10 protein-coding genes are annotated in these 18,108 nt (G+C 42.8%); 8 read left to right on the top strand and 2 right to left on the bottom strand.

Annotation, left to right across the window (positions count from 1 at the left end):
• Positions 1 to 10: 10 nt before the first annotated feature.
• The gene (locus V6C17_RS01615) at positions 11 to 1,741 is read right to left on the bottom strand and encodes a methyl-accepting chemotaxis protein (RefSeq protein WP_333520799.1); all 1,731 of its coding nucleotides are present in this window, start codon (positions 1,739 to 1,741) and stop codon (positions 11 to 13) included.
• Positions 1,742 to 2,301: 560 nt separating this feature from the next.
• Here V6C17_RS01615 and V6C17_RS01610 point away from each other — a divergent pair.
• The 7 genes from V6C17_RS01610 to V6C17_RS01580 all read left to right on the top strand — a co-directional run bounded on the left by V6C17_RS01610 (position 2,302) and on the right by V6C17_RS01580 (position 16,796).
• Positions 2,302 to 3,450 (top strand): exonuclease SbcCD subunit D, encoded by a 1,149-nt coding sequence (locus tag V6C17_RS01610; RefSeq protein ID WP_333520798.1) that lies wholly within the window; start codon positions 2,302 to 2,304, stop codon positions 3,448 to 3,450.
• Positions 3,447 to 6,497: an SMC family ATPase gene (locus tag V6C17_RS01605; RefSeq protein ID WP_333520797.1), complete on the top strand. Its 3,051-nt coding sequence runs from the start codon at positions 3,447 to 3,449 to the stop codon at positions 6,495 to 6,497. Before V6C17_RS01610 ends, V6C17_RS01605 begins: the two co-directional genes overlap by 4 nt.
• An 11-nt stretch (positions 6,498 to 6,508) precedes the next feature.
• Positions 6,509 to 9,976: a helicase-exonuclease AddAB subunit AddB gene (gene addB, locus V6C17_RS01600; protein WP_333520796.1), complete on the top strand. Its 3,468-nt coding sequence runs from the start codon at positions 6,509 to 6,511 to the stop codon at positions 9,974 to 9,976.
• Positions 9,963 to 13,655 (top strand): helicase-exonuclease AddAB subunit AddA, encoded by a 3,693-nt coding sequence (gene addA, locus V6C17_RS01595; protein WP_333520795.1) that lies wholly within the window; start codon positions 9,963 to 9,965, stop codon positions 13,653 to 13,655. The genes addB and addA overlap by 14 nt, the downstream gene beginning before the upstream one ends.
• Positions 13,656 to 13,919: 264 nt before the next feature.
• Entirely contained in the window at positions 13,920 to 14,642 is a 723-nt protein-coding gene (locus tag V6C17_RS01590) for a (Fe-S)-binding protein (RefSeq protein WP_333520794.1), read from the top strand.
• A 6-nt stretch (positions 14,643 to 14,648) separates the two neighbouring features.
• Positions 14,649 to 16,079 (top strand): LutB/LldF family L-lactate oxidation iron-sulfur protein, encoded by a 1,431-nt coding sequence (locus V6C17_RS01585; RefSeq protein WP_333520793.1) that lies wholly within the window; start codon positions 14,649 to 14,651, stop codon positions 16,077 to 16,079.
• 3 nt (positions 16,080 to 16,082) lie between these two features.
• Positions 16,083 to 16,796, top strand: a complete 714-nt coding sequence (locus V6C17_RS01580) for a LutC/YkgG family protein (protein ID WP_333520792.1) — start codon at positions 16,083 to 16,085, stop codon at positions 16,794 to 16,796.
• Between the two features lie 91 nt (positions 16,797 to 16,887).
• Here the strand turns inward: V6C17_RS01580 and V6C17_RS01575 are convergent, their stop codons facing one another.
• Complete coding sequence (locus V6C17_RS01575; protein WP_333520791.1) at positions 16,888 to 17,118, bottom strand: hypothetical protein; 231 nt, start codon at positions 17,116 to 17,118, stop codon at positions 16,888 to 16,890.
• Between the two features lie 219 nt (positions 17,119 to 17,337).
• Here V6C17_RS01575 and V6C17_RS01570 point away from each other — a divergent pair, with 219 nt between their 5' ends.
• On the top strand, positions 17,338 to 18,090 hold the full coding sequence (locus V6C17_RS01570) for a polysaccharide deacetylase family protein (RefSeq protein WP_333520790.1): 753 nt from the start codon (positions 17,338 to 17,340) through the stop codon (positions 18,088 to 18,090).
• The last annotated feature ends 18 nt before the right edge of the window (positions 18,091 to 18,108 follow it).

The raw sequence follows: 18,108 nt of genomic DNA, 5'->3' as shown, positions 1-18,108 counted from the left end.
TCCGGTTATACTACATTTTGAATTTTTGAACTGCAACTTGTAAATCTTCAGCCATTTTGGCAAGTGTCTGACTAGATGATGCTATCTCTTCCATTGAGGCAGACTGTTCTTCAGTTGCCGCTGCTACAGTCTGAGTTTGACTAGCGGTTGTTCGGCTGATTTCATCGATTGTCTGAACTGATGCAACAATTGTTGAACTGCCTGTTGCTACTTCTTGAATGGATTTGGATATATGGGTTACTTGGCTCAGTACATCATTAATTAAAGTTTCAATATCATTGAAGGCCTTACCAGCTGTATATACAACCTCAGCTCCTGTTTTAACTTCACGGGTACCGTTATTCATTGCTGTTACGGCACGATCCGTTTCACCTTGGATCTCACTGATTAAAGATGCAATTTGATCTGCGGCTGCCTCAGATTGCTCAGCAAGTTTGCGGACCTCTTCGGCAACTACGGCGAAACCGCGTCCTTGTTCGCCAGCCCGTGCGGCTTCAATAGCAGCATTAAGGGCCAATAGATTAGTCTGTCCGGCAATGCCAGCAATGGTGCTGACTATCTGGCCTATTTCTTTGGATCTTTCACCTAATTTGCTAACAACTTGAGCAGAGCTTGTTACAGTCTCCTCAATGTTTTTCATCTGACTGATGGCAGAAGTAATAACTTTGCCGCCTTGTTGGGCAGAGGAAGCCGTTTTACCAGCGATAGAGGTTACGGTGCCGGTATTAGCGGCAACCTGCTGGATATTATTTGACATTTGTTTAACAGCTCGAGTACCTTCTTCTACCGAAATCATCTGTTGTTCACTGCCTTGGGCAACTTCGGTGATTGTCATTGCTACCTGATTGGAAGCTTGGGCTGATTGTTCTGCGCTTGCAGTAAGTTGTTCAGATGCAGCGGCAACTTGTTCGGCTGAGGTTGCGATGTTTTGAATCATAGCAACAAAACTATCGCGCATTTTATTAAAAGACTGTGCTAACTCGCCTAGTTCGTCGGCAGAGTCTACATTTATCGGCTTGCTCAAATCGCCGTTGGCATACCTCTGCGCTCCGCCCAGCATTTCAATGATAGGAGTACGAATAATCTTAGTAAGATAGAAGCTGATACCTATACCGATAAGTAAGGCGACGATGCTGATAATCATTGAAGTATAAATTACCTGCTGGGAATCCTTATTAGCCAGTTTAATATTGTCACTGAAGATTTCTTCATTATAGCCAGCAAATTTAGTTGTTATAGCATTGATTTGGGTAGCAAAAGGAACCATAGTTTTTAACACGGCGCCAAATTGATCTTTTAATAAAGCCGCTTGAGACATATCACCAGCTTTTAATGCTTTATGATAACTTCCTACTAAAGGGATAAGCTTGTTAAAAGCCATTGTTTTATACTGGTTTGTTTGATCGATTAAGCTTTGAACTTCTGGCTTTTTTTCCGCCCTTGCTAGTTCCAAGAGTTTATCTTCAAGAATTAATGCAGTATCCAGGCTTTCTTGGGCTTGCGTAACATACTTTTCATCCCCATAGGCAATATATGCCCTTAAACTACTGACAGCAGCTACATACTCTGAATCAATTTTTAGTGCGAGTACAAGCCGGTCATTAGCTTTGCTGATAGTTTCTAGTTTTTCCTGTGAAGATTTAAGTGAGAAAAATGAATTTCCACCTAGTATTATTAACATTAAAAGAATGATTGCAAACCCGAGACTGATCTTTGTACCGATTTTTAGTTTAGCAAACAATAAGATCTTCCTTTCCCAATAAATGTGTTTAATTTCGATACTACTATACATCAAAATCTGACAAATTTCTGCAGGACTAAAGTCCTATCTATTCCGACTGTTTAGTCGGAATAGCAAAAAGCGTTATATACTGAGAAAATCACAGGTTTTATGTTAATGATAAATAATAGATGTGAAATTAAATTTAAAAGAAATACCCCATTCCAATTACGGATATGGGGTATTTCTTTTAAGTTAGTATTCGATTTTTAATTAAGTAGGTAGTGAGTTTTTGCAAGGCATAACAGGCTTGTTGTTTTTAGGTTCTTGAGTTTGTTGTTTATTTTGGTTTTTAGTATCCTTTTTCGCCATGCTTAATCACCTCCTGCTTGATTTAGTTTTTCCCGTTCACAGCAAAATGACTAAGAGAATATATGGCAAAAAATTATATAGAGCAGGTTAATTTATAGCTAAAGTCATTTTTAAAAGCTGGAATTTTTACCCGCTATATTAGTTGTAGGATTTTTACAGAGCTATACCGAAACTAGTCAATAGCAATGCGTGTGCAGGGGAGGATTTCGATGCGCTTTATTCATACATCAGACTGGCATTTAGGGCGGATATTTCATGGTACTCACTTAACTCACGACCAGAGTCACGTTTTAGAACAATTCGTTGAATTGGTAAAGGAAGCAAAACCCGATGCTGTAGTGATAGCAGGAGATATATATGATCGAGCAGTTCCGCCAACTGAAGCCGTTGAACTGCTCGACGATGTATTATCAAAGATATTATTGGATTACAAGACACCAATTATTATGATTGCCGGAAATCACGACAGTCCTGAACGGTTAGGATTTGGCAACAAACTGTTGGCTAAGCAAGGTCTCCACGTTATAGGTTCACTTCAGCAGCTAGATGCTGTTGTTTTACATGATAAATCTGGTCCAGTACATTTTGTACCTTTAACATATGCCGAGCCAGCTCTTGTCAGAGATCGTATGCGAATTGAGGCTAGCGATCATGATCAAGCACTGCAGGCAATGGTAAGCCATACACTAGCAAAAATATCTGGGGATACTCGTAAGGTCGCAATTGCTCATGCCTTTATTGCTGGAGGAAGTGAAAGCGAATCTGAGCGTCCATTGTCGGTTGGGGGCAGCTGTATGGTTAACTCGTCAATTTTTAAACCTTTTAATTACACGGCGCTGGGGCACCTACATAATTCTCAGCAAGCAGGCGGTGCGAATATTCGTTATTCCGGATCACTATTGAAATACTCTTTTGCAGAGTCTAATCAGCGCAAAGGTATTAATGTTGTTGAACTAAATGAATTGGGTGAGGTTAATATTGATATGATCAGCCTTTCACCTAAGCGGGATGTACGATGTCTAGATGGGTATTTTAAAGACCTTTTACAAGGGCCGCAGTCCGGAGCAAGCATGGACGACTATATAATGGTTACCCTGCGGGACACTGAGCCGGTTTTGGATGCCAGAGGCCAGCTCGAAGCAATATACCCCAATATACTCCACATCGAACGTCCTAACCTAAATGCAGGCGGAAATCTTCAAGGCCCCAGCGCCGATCATCGGCGGCTTACCGAAAAGGAGCTTTTTGCTGCCTTCTTCGGTCAAATGACTGGTCAGGAGTTAAGCAAGGAGCAGGAGGAACACTTTATCACAGTCGTTGACGAACTGTATCGTGCGCAAAGGGAGGTTAAGGTATGAGACCGCTATATCTTAGCATGAGTGCCTTTGGTCCTTATGGCGGAGTTCAGAAACTCGATTTTAATGAATTAAAAAATCGATCTTTTTTTCTTATCCATGGTCCAACTGGCTCAGGTAAAACGACTATTCTAGATGCTATATGCTTTGCTCTATACGGCGATACCAGCGGAAGTCGGGATAGCAAAAGTGTTCGCAGTGATCACGCTGAAATTGCAACGGCTACAGAGGTTGAGTTTAAATTTTCTGTTGGTGCAGCGGTTTATCGGGTAGAGCGCAGCCCTGAACAGGAGAGACCCAAAAAGCGTGGCGAAGGTACAACTATAAAAGCTGCTGAGGCAATGCTCTGGACAATCGAAGGCCAAGATGAACCAAAGCTGGTAACTGTGGGCTGGAGTGAAGTTACGCGAAAAGTAGAAACCATACTTGGGTTTAAAAGCAGTCAATTTCGCCAGGTAGTTTTGCTGCCGCAGGGAGATTTCCGCAAACTCTTAACTGCAAACTCCGCTGAGCGTCAGGAGATAATGCAGACGCTTTTCAAGACAGATCTTTATCGAAACATAGAGGAAACACTTAAGACAAAGGCTCAGGACTTAAAGAAAAACTTTGAGGAATTAAATAGAGAAAAATCTTGGATTCAAGCTGAAGCTGAGGTAACTTCCACTCTAGAGTTAGAAGAAAAGCTTAGTGCTAATAGGGTCAAGTTGCGAGAGGTGAAAGAGGAACTAACAGTCTTAAGTGAACTTCTTAAAAAAGCTCAGCAGGCAGTTAGTAAGGGCTTAATGACTCAAGCCAAGCTAAACGAACGAGACAGCTCCCAGAAAGAACTTGATCAGCTAAATGAAAAATCAGAACTTGTTGAAGAAAAACGGGCAGAGTTAGCCAAGGCTCAGCGTGCTCTAACTCTAATAGAGGCGGAAAGTAATCTAAAACAACAAGTCGCTGATATTAGTGCTTTAAAGATAGCGGTCAATGAACAATCCAAGTTAATGGAGCATGCTAGCATCCAGCTCTCAGAAGCGGAGAAGAAACTAGCCCAAGAGCTTAGCTGTGAAAGCCAACGGGAACAGGCAGTGCGGGAAGTTCATAGACTTAGCGAGCTGAGTGAGAAAATGTCGGCTATAGTACAAGCCCAGAAAGCTTTGTCAGCAGCACAGCACGTGGCAAAAAATGCGACTGACTTGAAAGCGGTGGTAAGCCAGGAGTTTTCTGACTTAAGAAATTCGCTGCAGCAAAAGACGCAGGATTATCATTTATTACTTGAGCAAGCAGCAAAATTAGGTGAGTATAAAGCTGAAGCTGATGAGCTGAGTCGTATAATTACAAAACGACAAGGGCTTGAGGCAGTGCAACAGCAGTTTATAATAGCAGCAAAGAAGCTTGCTGACAGCGAAAAAACTATAAGTGAGCTGGAGAAAAGCTATCAGGAGGCAAAGGATAGGTTCAGCAAGCTGCAAGAAATATGGAATAGGGGACAGGCGGCGGTTATGGCTGCCAGTTTGACTTCAGGATCGGCTTGTCCAGTATGCGGCTCTTGTGAACACCCGCGGCTGGCAAATGTCACTGAACTGGTACCAAGCGAAAAGGAGCTTAGCGGCCAGCAGCACGTTGTAGATAAGCTGGACAAGGAGCGCGAAAAGGCACGATCATACTTCAGTCAGCAGCAAACAGAGTGTAGAACTCTAGCGAATCGGGTTAAAGATTTGGAACAGGAATTAGCCGAACAAGCTACAGCAGCAATTGAAAGTCTTACAGCCAAGCTAGAGGTTATTAAAGCTCGATATGCTGAAGCTGTAGTCGCATCGCAAAAGGCTGCAGATCTTAATAAACAGCTGTCACAGCTTAATGAGAGTGAAAAGAGTTTGGCCGCAAAGCTTGAACAGCTAGAAAAAGATTGGCTTAAGGCTGATGCTGAATTAAAAACAGCTGAGGCAGTACTTAATGAAAGGCAGTCAGCTGTTCCACAAGAATTTCATCAGCCCGCGGTGCTGGCAGAAGCCTTACGGAATGCTACTGAGCTTAGTTTACGCCTCAAACAAAACCTTGAAAAAGCCCAGCGTGCTGTGCAGCAAGGTGCAAATGAACTTGCTAAAGCTCAAGCCAGCCTAGTAAGCGGGCAAAATAGTCTAACAGCTGCCCAGGTCCGTCTGCAGTCTGCTCAAGAGAATTTCCAGGTGAGACTGATAGAAGCGGGTTTCAAAGATAAAATAGAATACGATAGTGCCAAAAAATCGCCAGACTATTTAATTAAACTGGAAGAGCGGATAAAGGTTTTTGATAATAGCAGGGTTGCTGCACAAGAGCGTCTTGAGCGTGCCAAAATTGCGGCAGAGGGCCTGACTCCTCCTGATATTAACGCACTAGAACAACAAGTGGCACAAGCTCAAGAAAAGCATAATGCAGTATTGGCAGTGCAGACAACTTGGGCTGGGTTAATTGCCCGTCAAGAGCAGTGGTTTAATAAGCTTACAGCCGCAAATCAAAAGTTAGAGAGGGTATCTCAGCAATTTTCAGTTATAGGACGCCTGGCCGAGGTGGCTAACGGGGCAAATGAATATAAACTGACTTTTCAGCGCTTTGTACTAGGGGCATTGCTTGATGATGTTGCAGATGCAGCCAATGCTCGCTTGAAAACAATGAGTCGTGGGCGATATTATTTGCAGCGCACTATGGACAGGGCGAGGAAAAATGCTGCTGGAGGGCTTGACCTGGAGGTTTTCGATAACTACACAGGAGCAGCCCGCGGTGTGGGCACACTTTCTGGCGGCGAAACTTTTCTGGCGTCCTTGTCGTTAGCACTAGGACTGGCTGATGTAGTGCAATCATATGCGGGTGGTATTCATTTAGATACAATATTGGTAGATGAGGGCTTTGGTACTTTAGATCCTGAGGCCTTAGACTTTGCAATAAAGGCCTTGATCGATCTGCAAAAAGGCGGTCGTCTAGTGGGTATTATTTCGCACGTTCCTGAACTGAAGGAGAGAATTGATGCCCGTCTAGAAGTTTCGACAACCCAGCAGGGGAGTACAGCTTGTTTTAAGGTTGGTTAGGAGGTGGAATTTTGACTTTACGCTTAATATTAGGCCGTGCTGGATCGGGAAAAACTTGGCACTGCCTTGACGAGATAAGAGCACGTCTGCGCCAGTCGCCAGAAGGTTCACCGCTGGTGTTTATTTTGCCTGAGCATGCTACCTTTAAAGCTGAGCGAGATTTGACTGAAACTCCTGGACTGGGCGGTTTTACGAGAGCGTATGTATTTGGGTTTCGGCGGCTAGCTCATCGTGTACTGCTCGAAACAGGCGGTGCTGTCCGCCCTCAAATTAACGAACTGGGCAAAAAAATGATTTTAGGTCAACTGCTTCGGGAAAACCGTCAACAATTAAAGACGTTAGGGAGAGCAGCCAATCAGCGCAACTTTACTGAAACGTTAGCAGGAATAATTCAAGAATTTAAAAATTATGCAGTTACGCCACAAATGCTTCAGCAGACGGCTGAAATTATGGAAGCTGCGCCGCTGAGAGATAAACTGCAGGATTTAGCTCTGCTTTATGGCGGTTTTAGTTCGCTTTTAGCAGGAAAATATACTGATCCTGAAGATTGCTTGTCACTCATGACCGATAAGATCCCGCAGTCGGCTATGCTAAGCGGGGCAGAGGTCTGGATAGATGGGTTTACTTGGTTTAACCCGCAGGAAGCAGCTGTTTTGGAGAAGCTCTTGACGACAGCTAAAAGTGTCACTATAACCCTGTGTCTAGCTGACGCTGATAGTGAAGAGCATACACACGAGACCTCATTATTTCACCGACAATGGAATACAAGGCGCAAATTAAGGGATTTAGCGCAAAAGCTTAAAATTAATATTGAAGAAATTGAACTAGAAAAATCAATGCGTTTTTCGGAAGCTGCATTGCTCGACCATTTTGAACAGCATTTCTTTACATATCCGCCCAAGGTATATAAGGAAGACAGCGATTGCTTAGCTGTAGTTGAGGCCGCAAACCGGCGTCTTGAAGCAGAAGGGGTTGCATCGGAAATAATACGGCTGTGTCGTGAAGAAGGGTACCGCTGGCGGGACACAGCTATTTTGCTTAGAGATGCTGCTAATTATAGTGATCTTCTAGAAACTGTTCTTACTGATTATGACATACCATTTTTTAGTGACAGAAAACGTCAGCCGCTGCATCACCCCCTCTCAGAGTTGATTAGGTCAGCGTTGGAAAGCGTTGAAAAATGGAGTTACGATCCGCTGTTTCGCTGCTTTAAAACTGATTTTTTCCCAGTAAAGCGTGGGCAGCTTGATGTTTTAGAAAACTATGTGCTAGAGTTTGGCATTCGTGGCTCGAAATGGACCCAAGATAAACCGTGGACTTTTGTAAGGCGGCTGTCCTTAGGTGAAAGTGTCGAAGTTGATGAAGAGCAACAGAACATTTTAGATGAAATTAATGACATTAGAATAAAGGCTGCCGAACCTTTACTTAAGTTTAGCCGGGAAATCAAAGCAGCCCAAAATGTAGAGGAGCAGACTATTGCTCTATATAACCTGCTGGAGTCGCTAGAAGTTGCACAAAAGCTTGAGGCATGGGCTTTTAAAGCAGAAAAAGCTGGGGATTTAGAGCAAGCCAGCGAGCACCGTCAAATATGGGAAAGTATTGTTCAGCTCTTGGAGCAAATAGTTGAAACGTGCGGTAATCAGCAATTGTCGTTAGGCGAATTTGCTGATATTGTTGCAGATGGACTTGAAGGGCTAAAGTTAAGCTTGATACCGCCAGGACTAGACCATGTGACTGTGACTTCGCTTGAACAAAATAGTATTGCCAACGTTAAAGCCGTATTTTTGTTAGGTGTCAATGATGGGGTGCTGCCAAAAAGGGGGCGTAACGAAGGTCTGTTATCAGACGAAGAGCGTTCACTTATGGCAAGTATTGGAGTGGAACTGGCTCCTGGTGCGGCTGCTGACAATTTCGCTGAGAGATTTTTAGTATATACAGCGCTGACAAGAAGTAGCAGGCGTTTGTGGCTCAGCTATCCGCTAGCCGACGATGAGGGCAAGGGACTTAGCCCGTCGATAGTTATAAAACGAGTTAGAGAGATAGCCAATATAAAGGCTGTAAGAAGTCTTCCGCTGGAAATGCCTCAAGGCAGTGAAAGTCAGTATTTAGCGCATCCACGGCGGGCTTTATCAGGACTTGCCGCTAACTTGCGCTGTTACAAAAACGGCGCACCAATAAGCTCACTTTGGTTGGATGTCTACAATTGGGCCCGTCAACATGAAAGATATAATAAGCAGCTCAGGCGAATTACAGCAGGGCTCTTTCATGGCAATAACCCTGCAAGGCTGCCTCAAGACCTAGCGGGGCAGCTTTATACCCGGAATAAGCGTCTTAGGGGCAGTGTTACTAGATTTGAAAGTTTTAGAGCATGTCCGTTCAAGCACTTTGCTCAGTACGGTCTTAGTCTAAAAGAACGTGCCATATTTAGGCTGCAAGCGCCTGATTTAGGCCAGTTCTTGCATGCTGCGCTTAAGAATTTCGGTGAAACAATGAATAAGGCGGGACGGGCTTGGGGCGATGTCAGCGAAGCCGAGTATAGCCAGTTATGTCATCAAGTTGTAGATGATTTAGCACCACAGCTCCAAAACGAAATACTGCTTAGCTCAGAGCAGCATAAGCATCTATTAGGCAGGCTGAAACGAACGGTAGAACGTTCGGTGCGTAGACTTGTAGAATTTGACCGAGCATCAAAATTCAAGCCTTTAGCACTGGAAATGGGCTTTGGCAGAGGGACAAATGCTTTACCGCCGCTTGTTTATGAATTAGATGAGGGTTATACTTTAGAACTTGCAGGCCAAATTGACCGTATAGATTGTGCTGAACATAACGGGAAAAGCTATATCTTAGTGCTGGATTATAAATCAGGTGGAGCTTGGCTTAAACTCATTGATATTTATTACGGACTTAAATTGCAGCTTCTTACTTATTTACTTGTAGCAAAAAATTCGGCGCAGCATTTAGTTGGTTCAAACGAGTGTTTATCAGCCGGAGTACTCTATTACTTTTTAAAAAATCCGGTTATATCATCATCAGTACCGTTAAGCATGGATGAAGTATCAAAGGCAATCAATAGTCAGCTGAAAATGCCGGGATGGGTACTGGCGGATCAAGAAGTTATTAGACTGCTTGACTCACAAATGGAAGGTAGATCAGAATTCTTAAAAATTTCTCTTAAAAAAGATAATACCTTTTATAGCAATTGTCTGTCGTATGTTAAGAGTACTGAAGAATTTGAGCTTTTGCTTAAACATGTCCAAATGCTTTTAACCGAAACAGCTCAGAATATACTTGCTGGAGATATAAGCATCAGCCCATGTGAACTCAATAAATGGGAGGCTTGCGGTTACTGCCGATTCCTGCCGGTATGTCAGTTCGATAGACTGCTGGAGGATAATGATTACCGTAAGCTGACGACAGTAACAGATGATGCCATCCTTAAAGAGCTTGCTTGGAAGGAGGATAAGGATGAGTTGGTCTAGCGAACAGCTTCAAGCTATCGAGACGCGGGGAAAAAATATTTTAGTGGCAGCTGCGGCTGGTTCTGGTAAGACCTCTGTGCTGGTTGAGCGTATTATTCGCCGTCTTATGGATGAGAGTCAGCCAGTAGATGTAGATAGGCTGCTCGTAGTAACCTTTACAAATGCGGCGGCAGCTGAGATGAGGGAACGAATTGCGGCTGCGTTATCTAGCGCCTTAAAGGAACGTCCTAAGTCCAAGCATTTAGAAAGGCAATTAGTCCTCTTGAATAGTGCCTCTATATGCACTATCCATGCTTTTTGTCAGAATATCATCAGGCATAATTTTCATCTGCTTGATTTGGACCCCAATTTCCGCATTGCCAATGAGGCCGAAGCTAATTTAATAAAAAATGATGTATTGGAAGGCATGTTCGAAGAGAAATATGCCAGCGGAGATGAGGCGTTTCTTAAGTTTATTGAGCATTATGGTGAAGACCATGATGACCAAGCGTTATATTCTCTCGTACTAGGCTTATATAATTTTTCCCGCAGTCATCCTTGGCCTGAAAAATGGCTTAATGATTTGCAGAATGCTTTTAGCCTGCCTGATACATTAAATATTGACCAAACTCCTTGGTCAGGTTTGATTCGTGAGAAAATCACCATAGAGTTGGAACAATCCATACAATTGATTGACAGTTTAATAAGACTGGCTGCATTACCGGGTAATCCTTCAGAATACATTGAGGTCCTTGGCTCAGATCGCGTAATAGTTGAAGATATAATTTCGGCGGCAAGCTCTTGGAGGCGGCTGGGTGAAGCATTAGGAGAAGCTAAATTTGCTAAACTGCCGAGCGTAAAAGGTTTGGATGAGTCTGTTAAAAAGATCTTTCAAAAGGGCAGAAAAACAGTTAAAGATAAAATCAGCGATTCTATGAAATTATTTTTTGATCGGCCAGAAACTGAATTGCTTGAAGACCTGAGGGTAACGGCACCATTAATTGCAACCCTGGGCAATATTATAAACGATTTTTCTGAAGCCTTTACCAAAGCTAAACTAGCGAAAGGGTTAGTTGACTTCAATGATCTAGAACATTTTTGTCTGCAAATTTTGCTTGCTGATAAGGGCAAAAGTGGTAGTCTTGAACCTTCAGATACAGCTAAGGCGCTACAACGCAAGTATGCCGAGATTATGGTCGACGAATATCAGGATACAAATGGTGTGCAGGAAACTATGCTTTCTTTAGTTGCCAATAGCGAACAGCCAAATTTGTTTTTAGTAGGTGATGTTAAACAAAGCATATATCGCTTTCGGTTAGCTGAGCCTGAGCTGTTTTTAGCTAAATATCGTGAGTATCCAATGCGTACTGAAGGGCATGTAAGAGTCGATTTGGCAAGAAATTTCCGTAGTCGTGCGAGTGTATTAGCATCGGTGAATTATCTGTTTAGTCAACTGATGACCTTACGAGCAGCAGAAATGGAATATGGTGAAGCAGAAAGGCTAAACCCTGGGCCAGACTATCCGGCTACCCATTCAAAAACTTTCAATGAAGCTGTTGAACTATGTTTAATCGAAAGTGACAGCGAGGACACGGCTGATATTGAATGTGATAGTGATGAGAATGAACAAGAAGTGCCTGACGACAATGACGAGTGCAGCGGTTTCGAGCTTGAAGCCAGGCTGATTGCTGAAAAAATTAATGAGTTAATGAGCGGCGGGTACGTCATTTTTGATAAGTCCCAAAAAGGCTATCGTAATCTAGCGTGGCGCGATATTGTAATATTAATGCGGTCTGTAAAAAATAAAGCTAGTATACTCCTTGAGGTGCTTCGCCAGGCTAATATCCCAGCATATGCTGAAATTGACTCAGGTTATTTCCGGGAAATTGAAGTACAGGTTATGCTATCGGTGCTAAGTATAATTGATAATCCTCGCCAGGATATTCATTTAGCCGGGGTACTGCGTTCACCTATTGTTGGACTATCGGCTGAAGAACTCGCAAACCTAAGAGTTATTGAGCCGAACGGAGATCTATGGACCGCTGTCACGGCAAACTGTGAGTATAGTGAGACGGAGCAATCTGATTTTCGGAGAAAGATTGCTGATTTTGTTGCTCAGCTTAGGCAGTGGCGCAGTTTTTCCCGCCGCAAGGGAGTACCTGACCTTATTTGGCAGATATATCGCGACACGGGCTACTATGATTACGTCGGCGGTATGTCAGGCGGTATTCTACGACAAGCCAATTTGAGAGCATTATATGATCGTGCCCGCCAATATGAGGCAACTAACTTTCGCGGTTTATTCCGTTTCTTGCGTTTTATTGAGCGCATGAAAGATAAGGGTACCGACTTGGCCGTAGCAAGAGCTCTCGGCGAGAGTGAAGATGTTGTGAGGGTCATGAGTATTCATAAAAGTAAGGGTTTGGAGTTCCCTGTAGTATTTGTGGCTGATTTAGGGAAAAATATTAATTTGTCTGACAGTAAGTCCTTAATCTTAATGCATAAAAAATTAGGAGTAGGACCATATGTCACCAACCCTGAGCAACGGTTTAGGTATCCGACTTTGGCTCGTCATGGAATTGCCTATAAGCTGAATATGGAGACTAAGGCTGAAGAACTGCGTATTCTGTATGTGGCATTGACTAGGGCTAGGGAGAAACTTATATTAATCGGCTCGGCAAAAAAACTTAAAGAAAAAGCGGCAGCATGGTGCCAAACAGTAAGTCATACCAAAATGGTACTGCCGGATTCGCTAATAGCTTGGGCTAAAAGTTACCTAGACTGGCTTTGCCCGGCGGTGGCAAGGCATGCAGATGGTGAAGCACTACGCGAGTATGGTGAAGGATGCCAGCCTCTAAGTGAACTTTTGCCTCAAGATACGTCTCGATGGGAAGTCAGAATCTATCAGCGCGGTCAATTAACGATTAACAATAGTGAAAGTGCTGGGGCGCTACCTTTCTTGGCAGAAATAAGATCATTGCAGCCTATTGAAGCAGGCGATGGCACTACGTGGCTGGACAAGGTTTTAGAATGGCAATATAGTCATTCTTTTGCCGTTGGTAAACCTGCTAAGCTATCGGTCAGCGAAATAAAGCGAAGGTTTGAAATTATGGACAGCTCTGATGGTGAGCCACTTTTTAAGCGCCCTTCAATTATTGCCAGGCCGCACTTTATTCAAGCAGCTGGAAAGCTTACTGCTGCGGAATATGGTACAATTATGCACACAGTGATGCAGCACATTGACTTAAAGGGTGATTTAGCAAGTGATGGTCTGGTCAAGCAAGTGCAGGCAATGATACTAAGAGAAGTTCTTACGTCAGAGCAAGCCGCTGTTGTAGATATCAAAGGGATACAACAATTCTTCACGTCAGAATTGGGTCAGCGTATGTGTGGCGCTTCTAGAGTCCGGAGGGAGCTGCCGTTTAGCTTACTGCTGCCAGCCGAGCGGTTCTATCCTGATTTATCGGGCGCTGAGGAAGGAATATTTATTCAGGGTGTTATTGATGTACTGTTTGATGATGGAGATGGACTTATTCTGGTTGATTATAAAACCGATAAAGTAAATTCTGGCTCTGAGCTTGCTGATAAATATGCTATTCAAATAAGTCTCTATGCAGAAGCGATTGAAGCTATTTACAAAATGCCTGTTAAAGAAAGATATTTATATGTATTCAGTACAGGTGAAGTTATAAAAGTATAGCAAATCCGATAAACTGCCTTTAACGAAGTTTAAACTCAAAAAGCTGCCATTCTAATGAGGATTAGAGTGGCAGTCTTTTTTGTTGTGGGAACATAATGACAAGCGTGCTAAAACAATCAGCAAAAATTAGTTGTAAATGAATAAATTTAATGTTAATGCCAAACATAACAGTGAGATTTTATTTATTAGAATAGTTGCAATTATTGTTTTGTGTTCGCTAGAACATCAAGGTTTCAAAAGATTTCAGACTATGGGGGGGTTATTTTGAAGGCTTCATTATTCATTACCTGTATTGCCGATATGATGTATGCTGATGTTGGCAAAAGTGTAGTAAGAGTGCTGCGGCGGCACGGAGTTGATCTCGATTTTCCTGAAGGGCAAACTTGCTGTGGTCAGCCTGCGTATTCAAGCGGATATCATAAAGAGGCAGCAGTCGTAGCTAAAAAAATTATTGAGGTATTTGAACGAAGTGAACGGGTAGTTATGCCGTCCGGTTCATGTGCTTCAATGATACATCACGGTTACCCTACCTTATTTAAGGGTGATCCAGTTTGGGAAAAGCGTGCTAATGAGTTTATCAAAAAGACGTATGAGTTTTCGCAGTTTATTGTTGATGTTCTTGGAGTTACTGATGTTGGTGCTACCTTCAATAAAAAAGTAACATACCATTCAAGCTGTCATATGGCTCGGCTGTTAGGTATTGAAGAACAGCCTAAGCTTCTTCTGAAGAATGTAAAGGGAATTGACTTTGTGGAGCTTCCATATGCATATGACTGCTGCGGATTTGGTGGTACTTTTTCGATGAAGATGGCAGATATCTCGGGGGCAATAGTCGATGAAAAGGTTGATAATATTATCGAAACCGGAGCAGAAGTATTGGCTGGGTGTGATTTAACTTGCCTTATGAATATAAGCGGGCGTTTGACTCGCCGGGGTGTGCCGATAAAAGTAATGCATTTGGCACAAATCCTGGATCAAGGAGTGTGACAGTGAATGCATATAGAACCTAGTTTTACTAAAAGGTATCATAAGGCACTTAGTGATAAGGTAATGATTAAGGCTGTAAAATTGGGTACAGGACGTCTGAGAGGGAAACGGGCGGATGCTATTCAGGCAGTTGGCGAAAAACGCTGGCAGGAGTTTCGCAATCGCGCCGAAGCTATCCGTCTTCATGTAGTTCAGCACTTAGATCAATACCTTGAACAATTAGTTGATAACGTCTTGAAAAAAGGCGGGCATGTGTGCTTGGCTCGTACTGGCGATGAAGCTGTTGAGTATATAAAGAACCTCGCCCAGAAAAAGAATGCCAAAAATATTGTAAAATCTAAATCAATGGTTACAGAAGAAATACACCTCAATCCTGCGCTCGAAAAAATGGGATGTAAAGTTATCGAGTCAGATTTAGGGGAATGGATAATACAGTTAGCTAATGAGACGCCCTCTCATATAATTGTGCCAGCAATGCATAAGAATCGCTTCCAGGTAGCAGATCTCTTCAATGAAGTCCGAGGTGATGAGCCTAAAATCCCTGCTGAGACTGCCGAACTTTGTGCCTTTGCCAGAAAATATTTACGGAAAACCTTTATGAATATTGATCTCGGAATTACGGGTTGTAACTTTGCGGTTGCTGATTCTGGTGCAATTACAATATGTACGAATGAGGGTAATGCTAGAATTGTCTCAGCATTGTCATCGACGCTAGTGACAGTAATGGGCATGGAACGTATTCTGCCAAGTGTAGAGGAACTTGCGGTTATGCTTTCGCTGTTAGCGAGAAGCGCAACCGGTCAGAAGATTACTGTTTATAATACTCTTTCGGCGGGTATTCGTGCAGAAATGGAGCTAGACGGGCCTCAGGAATTTCACTTGGTTATTGTTGATAATGGCCGTTCCAAGCTGCTTGGCTCTAAATATGAAAAAGTTCTTAACTGCATCCGCTGTGGTTCCTGCTTAAACGCCTGCCCAGTATATCGTAATATTGGTGGACATGCGTATGGCTGGGTGTATCCAGGTCCTATCGGAGCTGTACTATCTCCACTCTTGCAAGGTCTCGACAAATACGGCGAATTAGCCTATGCTACAACGCTTTGCGGGGCGTGCCATACAGCCTGTCCGGTTAAAATTCCACTTCATGACATGCTCTATGCCTTGCGTAATGATAAAGTAGAGCTAGAGAAAAAAGGCGAGTTAATGGAAGACCTAACTTACAAAGGTTGGAGTGCAGCTTTTGCAAGTATGAGCCGGTATCGCTTCTCCATTCGGATGGCACGGCGATTCCAGTTCCCATTAGTGAAAGCTGGAAAAATCGCCTTTGGCCCGCCGCCTATTTCCGATTGGTTGAAGTATCGGGATATGCCAGCGCTTGCCGATGAATTTTTCCATGAGATTTGGCCAGAGCTAAGCAAGGAAGGAAAGGAGAAATAACTGATGGGGTTAGGGACATTGACCGGTGATCGACAAGCATTCTTTTCTAATATTCGCAGTAATATAAAAACACCACCGGGGAAAAAAGCTAAGCGTGTAGAAAACCCTATGGAAGGGCTTTTCACCAGGAATGAAACAACCGTTGAGGAACGCCGCGTCTTGCGGGATAGGTTTATCAAAGAATGGACAACTTTGGGTGGACAAGCATTTAGTTTAAAAAATCGCGATGAGCTTGCGGGAAAAATGGATGAAATTATAAAGGAAAGAAATATTAAACAAGCAATGCGCTGGGCTCATCCAGAATTAGATAAATTACAACTGGAAGATGTTTTTGATACTGCCCAAGCTAATTTAGCTAAATGGCCATTAGCTAAAAATTATGATGAATGGATTAATAAGGCTGAGGCTATGGAGGCTGGGATAGTTTGGGGCGATATTGCTATGGCTGAAACAGGAACATTAGTATTGCCGGCATCCGCGGATCAGCCGACTACGATAACGGTGCTGCCAATCACATTAATCGCTATATTTACTACAGCTCAATTAGTCGATGGTTTTTATTCGGTAATGAAGCTGTTAAAGAAGCGATACGGAACAAATCTTCCCACAACAACTACCTTTATTAGTGGACCAAGCCGAACTTCCGATATTGAAATGGATTTAACTATAGGTGTTCATGGGTCAAAGTATGTTTATGCTTGTATTTTAGATGAATAAAAAAGTGAACGACTCCGCATGGGAGTCGTTCACTTTTTTCTAATAGGAGTACAACTTGCTTTCTATAACTATGATAAAGGCGTGTTTTAACTTAGCAAGATTTAGTTCCTAAACGCGGGTGTCTAATTGGACGAAGATGGAGACGAAGAACCATACTAACGGCCAGATCTATTTCAATATCCTGGCGGTCTGCAGCTGTTTCTAACACGCATATTGGGTTATCGACACCTATTTCCCCACCCGGCATATATACATATTCCTGGGTATCATTATCACCAAATATAACTCCAGCTTTTAGCTGGGAAGCGACTATTACACTCATATTAATCCCTACAATCCTTAAATATTCCCTGAACCCCTTGGGTGTTCAAGTTATGACGTTATTATAGCACAATATACGGGTCCTAATTTAGTGCTTGGTGCGGTGTTATACTTTTCTTCATAGATAATTGCACTATTTCTACATTATTCTATCAGACAGCATGTTATTATATATAACGTAATGCAGTCATGGCATGGGCTTAGGGGAAGGGTGAAACGAATGATAAATAGACGCCAATTTATCAAACTTTGTGCGTGTTCTGTTACCGTGATTGGAATTAGTCAAATATGGGGGCTTTCCGGAGGTAGTGCGGCTGACCGAGAAATTCCCATTTTGTTATATCACCGAGTAGGATATACTTCAGGACACCTATCGGTTTCTCCAGAACGATTTGCCAATGATCTTCAGCTTTTAAGAGGAAAGGGATATAAAGCAATTACCCTAGAACAATTTCAAAGCTTTCTTTTGAATAAAAATACTGATCTCCCCGAAAAGCCAATTCTTATCACCTTTGATGATGGTTATTTGGATAACTACGAATATGCTTATCCCATACTTAAGCGATATGGAATGGTGGCGTCATTTTTTATTATTACTAGCATGCTTTGGGATAAAGGCAGGCTGAGTCCCGAACATATCCGGGAAATGGCTAGTGGCGGAATGTCCTTTGGTTCACATACAGTGAGTCATCGCCAGCTAGGAAAGCTGACGAGTGATGAGATAAGTGAGGAACTTAATTCTTCACGCGCTACTTTGGAGAGCATTCTAGGAAGTTCGGTTCAAACCATTGCTTATCCGCGCGGGAGCTACAGTTTGGAGACAATCAAAGAGGCAAAGGGTAGTGGGTATTTAGCTGGGTTTACTACCAACCAAGGAACATGTTCCCGAAGATCTACACTTTTTGAGTTAAACCGCATCCCGGTTTTTGATTATGATAGAAACATCCTAGAGGTTATTGCAAGGTATACATAAGAGTTTGGCTAATAAGTA

Source organism: Dendrosporobacter sp. 1207_IL3150 (genome assembly GCF_036763085.1).
Classification (GTDB): Bacteria; Bacillota; Negativicutes; order DSM-1736; family Dendrosporobacteraceae; genus JBAIYU01.
The sequence above is the reverse complement of the archived record's forward strand: the minus strand, read 5'-3'. Positions and strand labels throughout refer to the sequence as shown.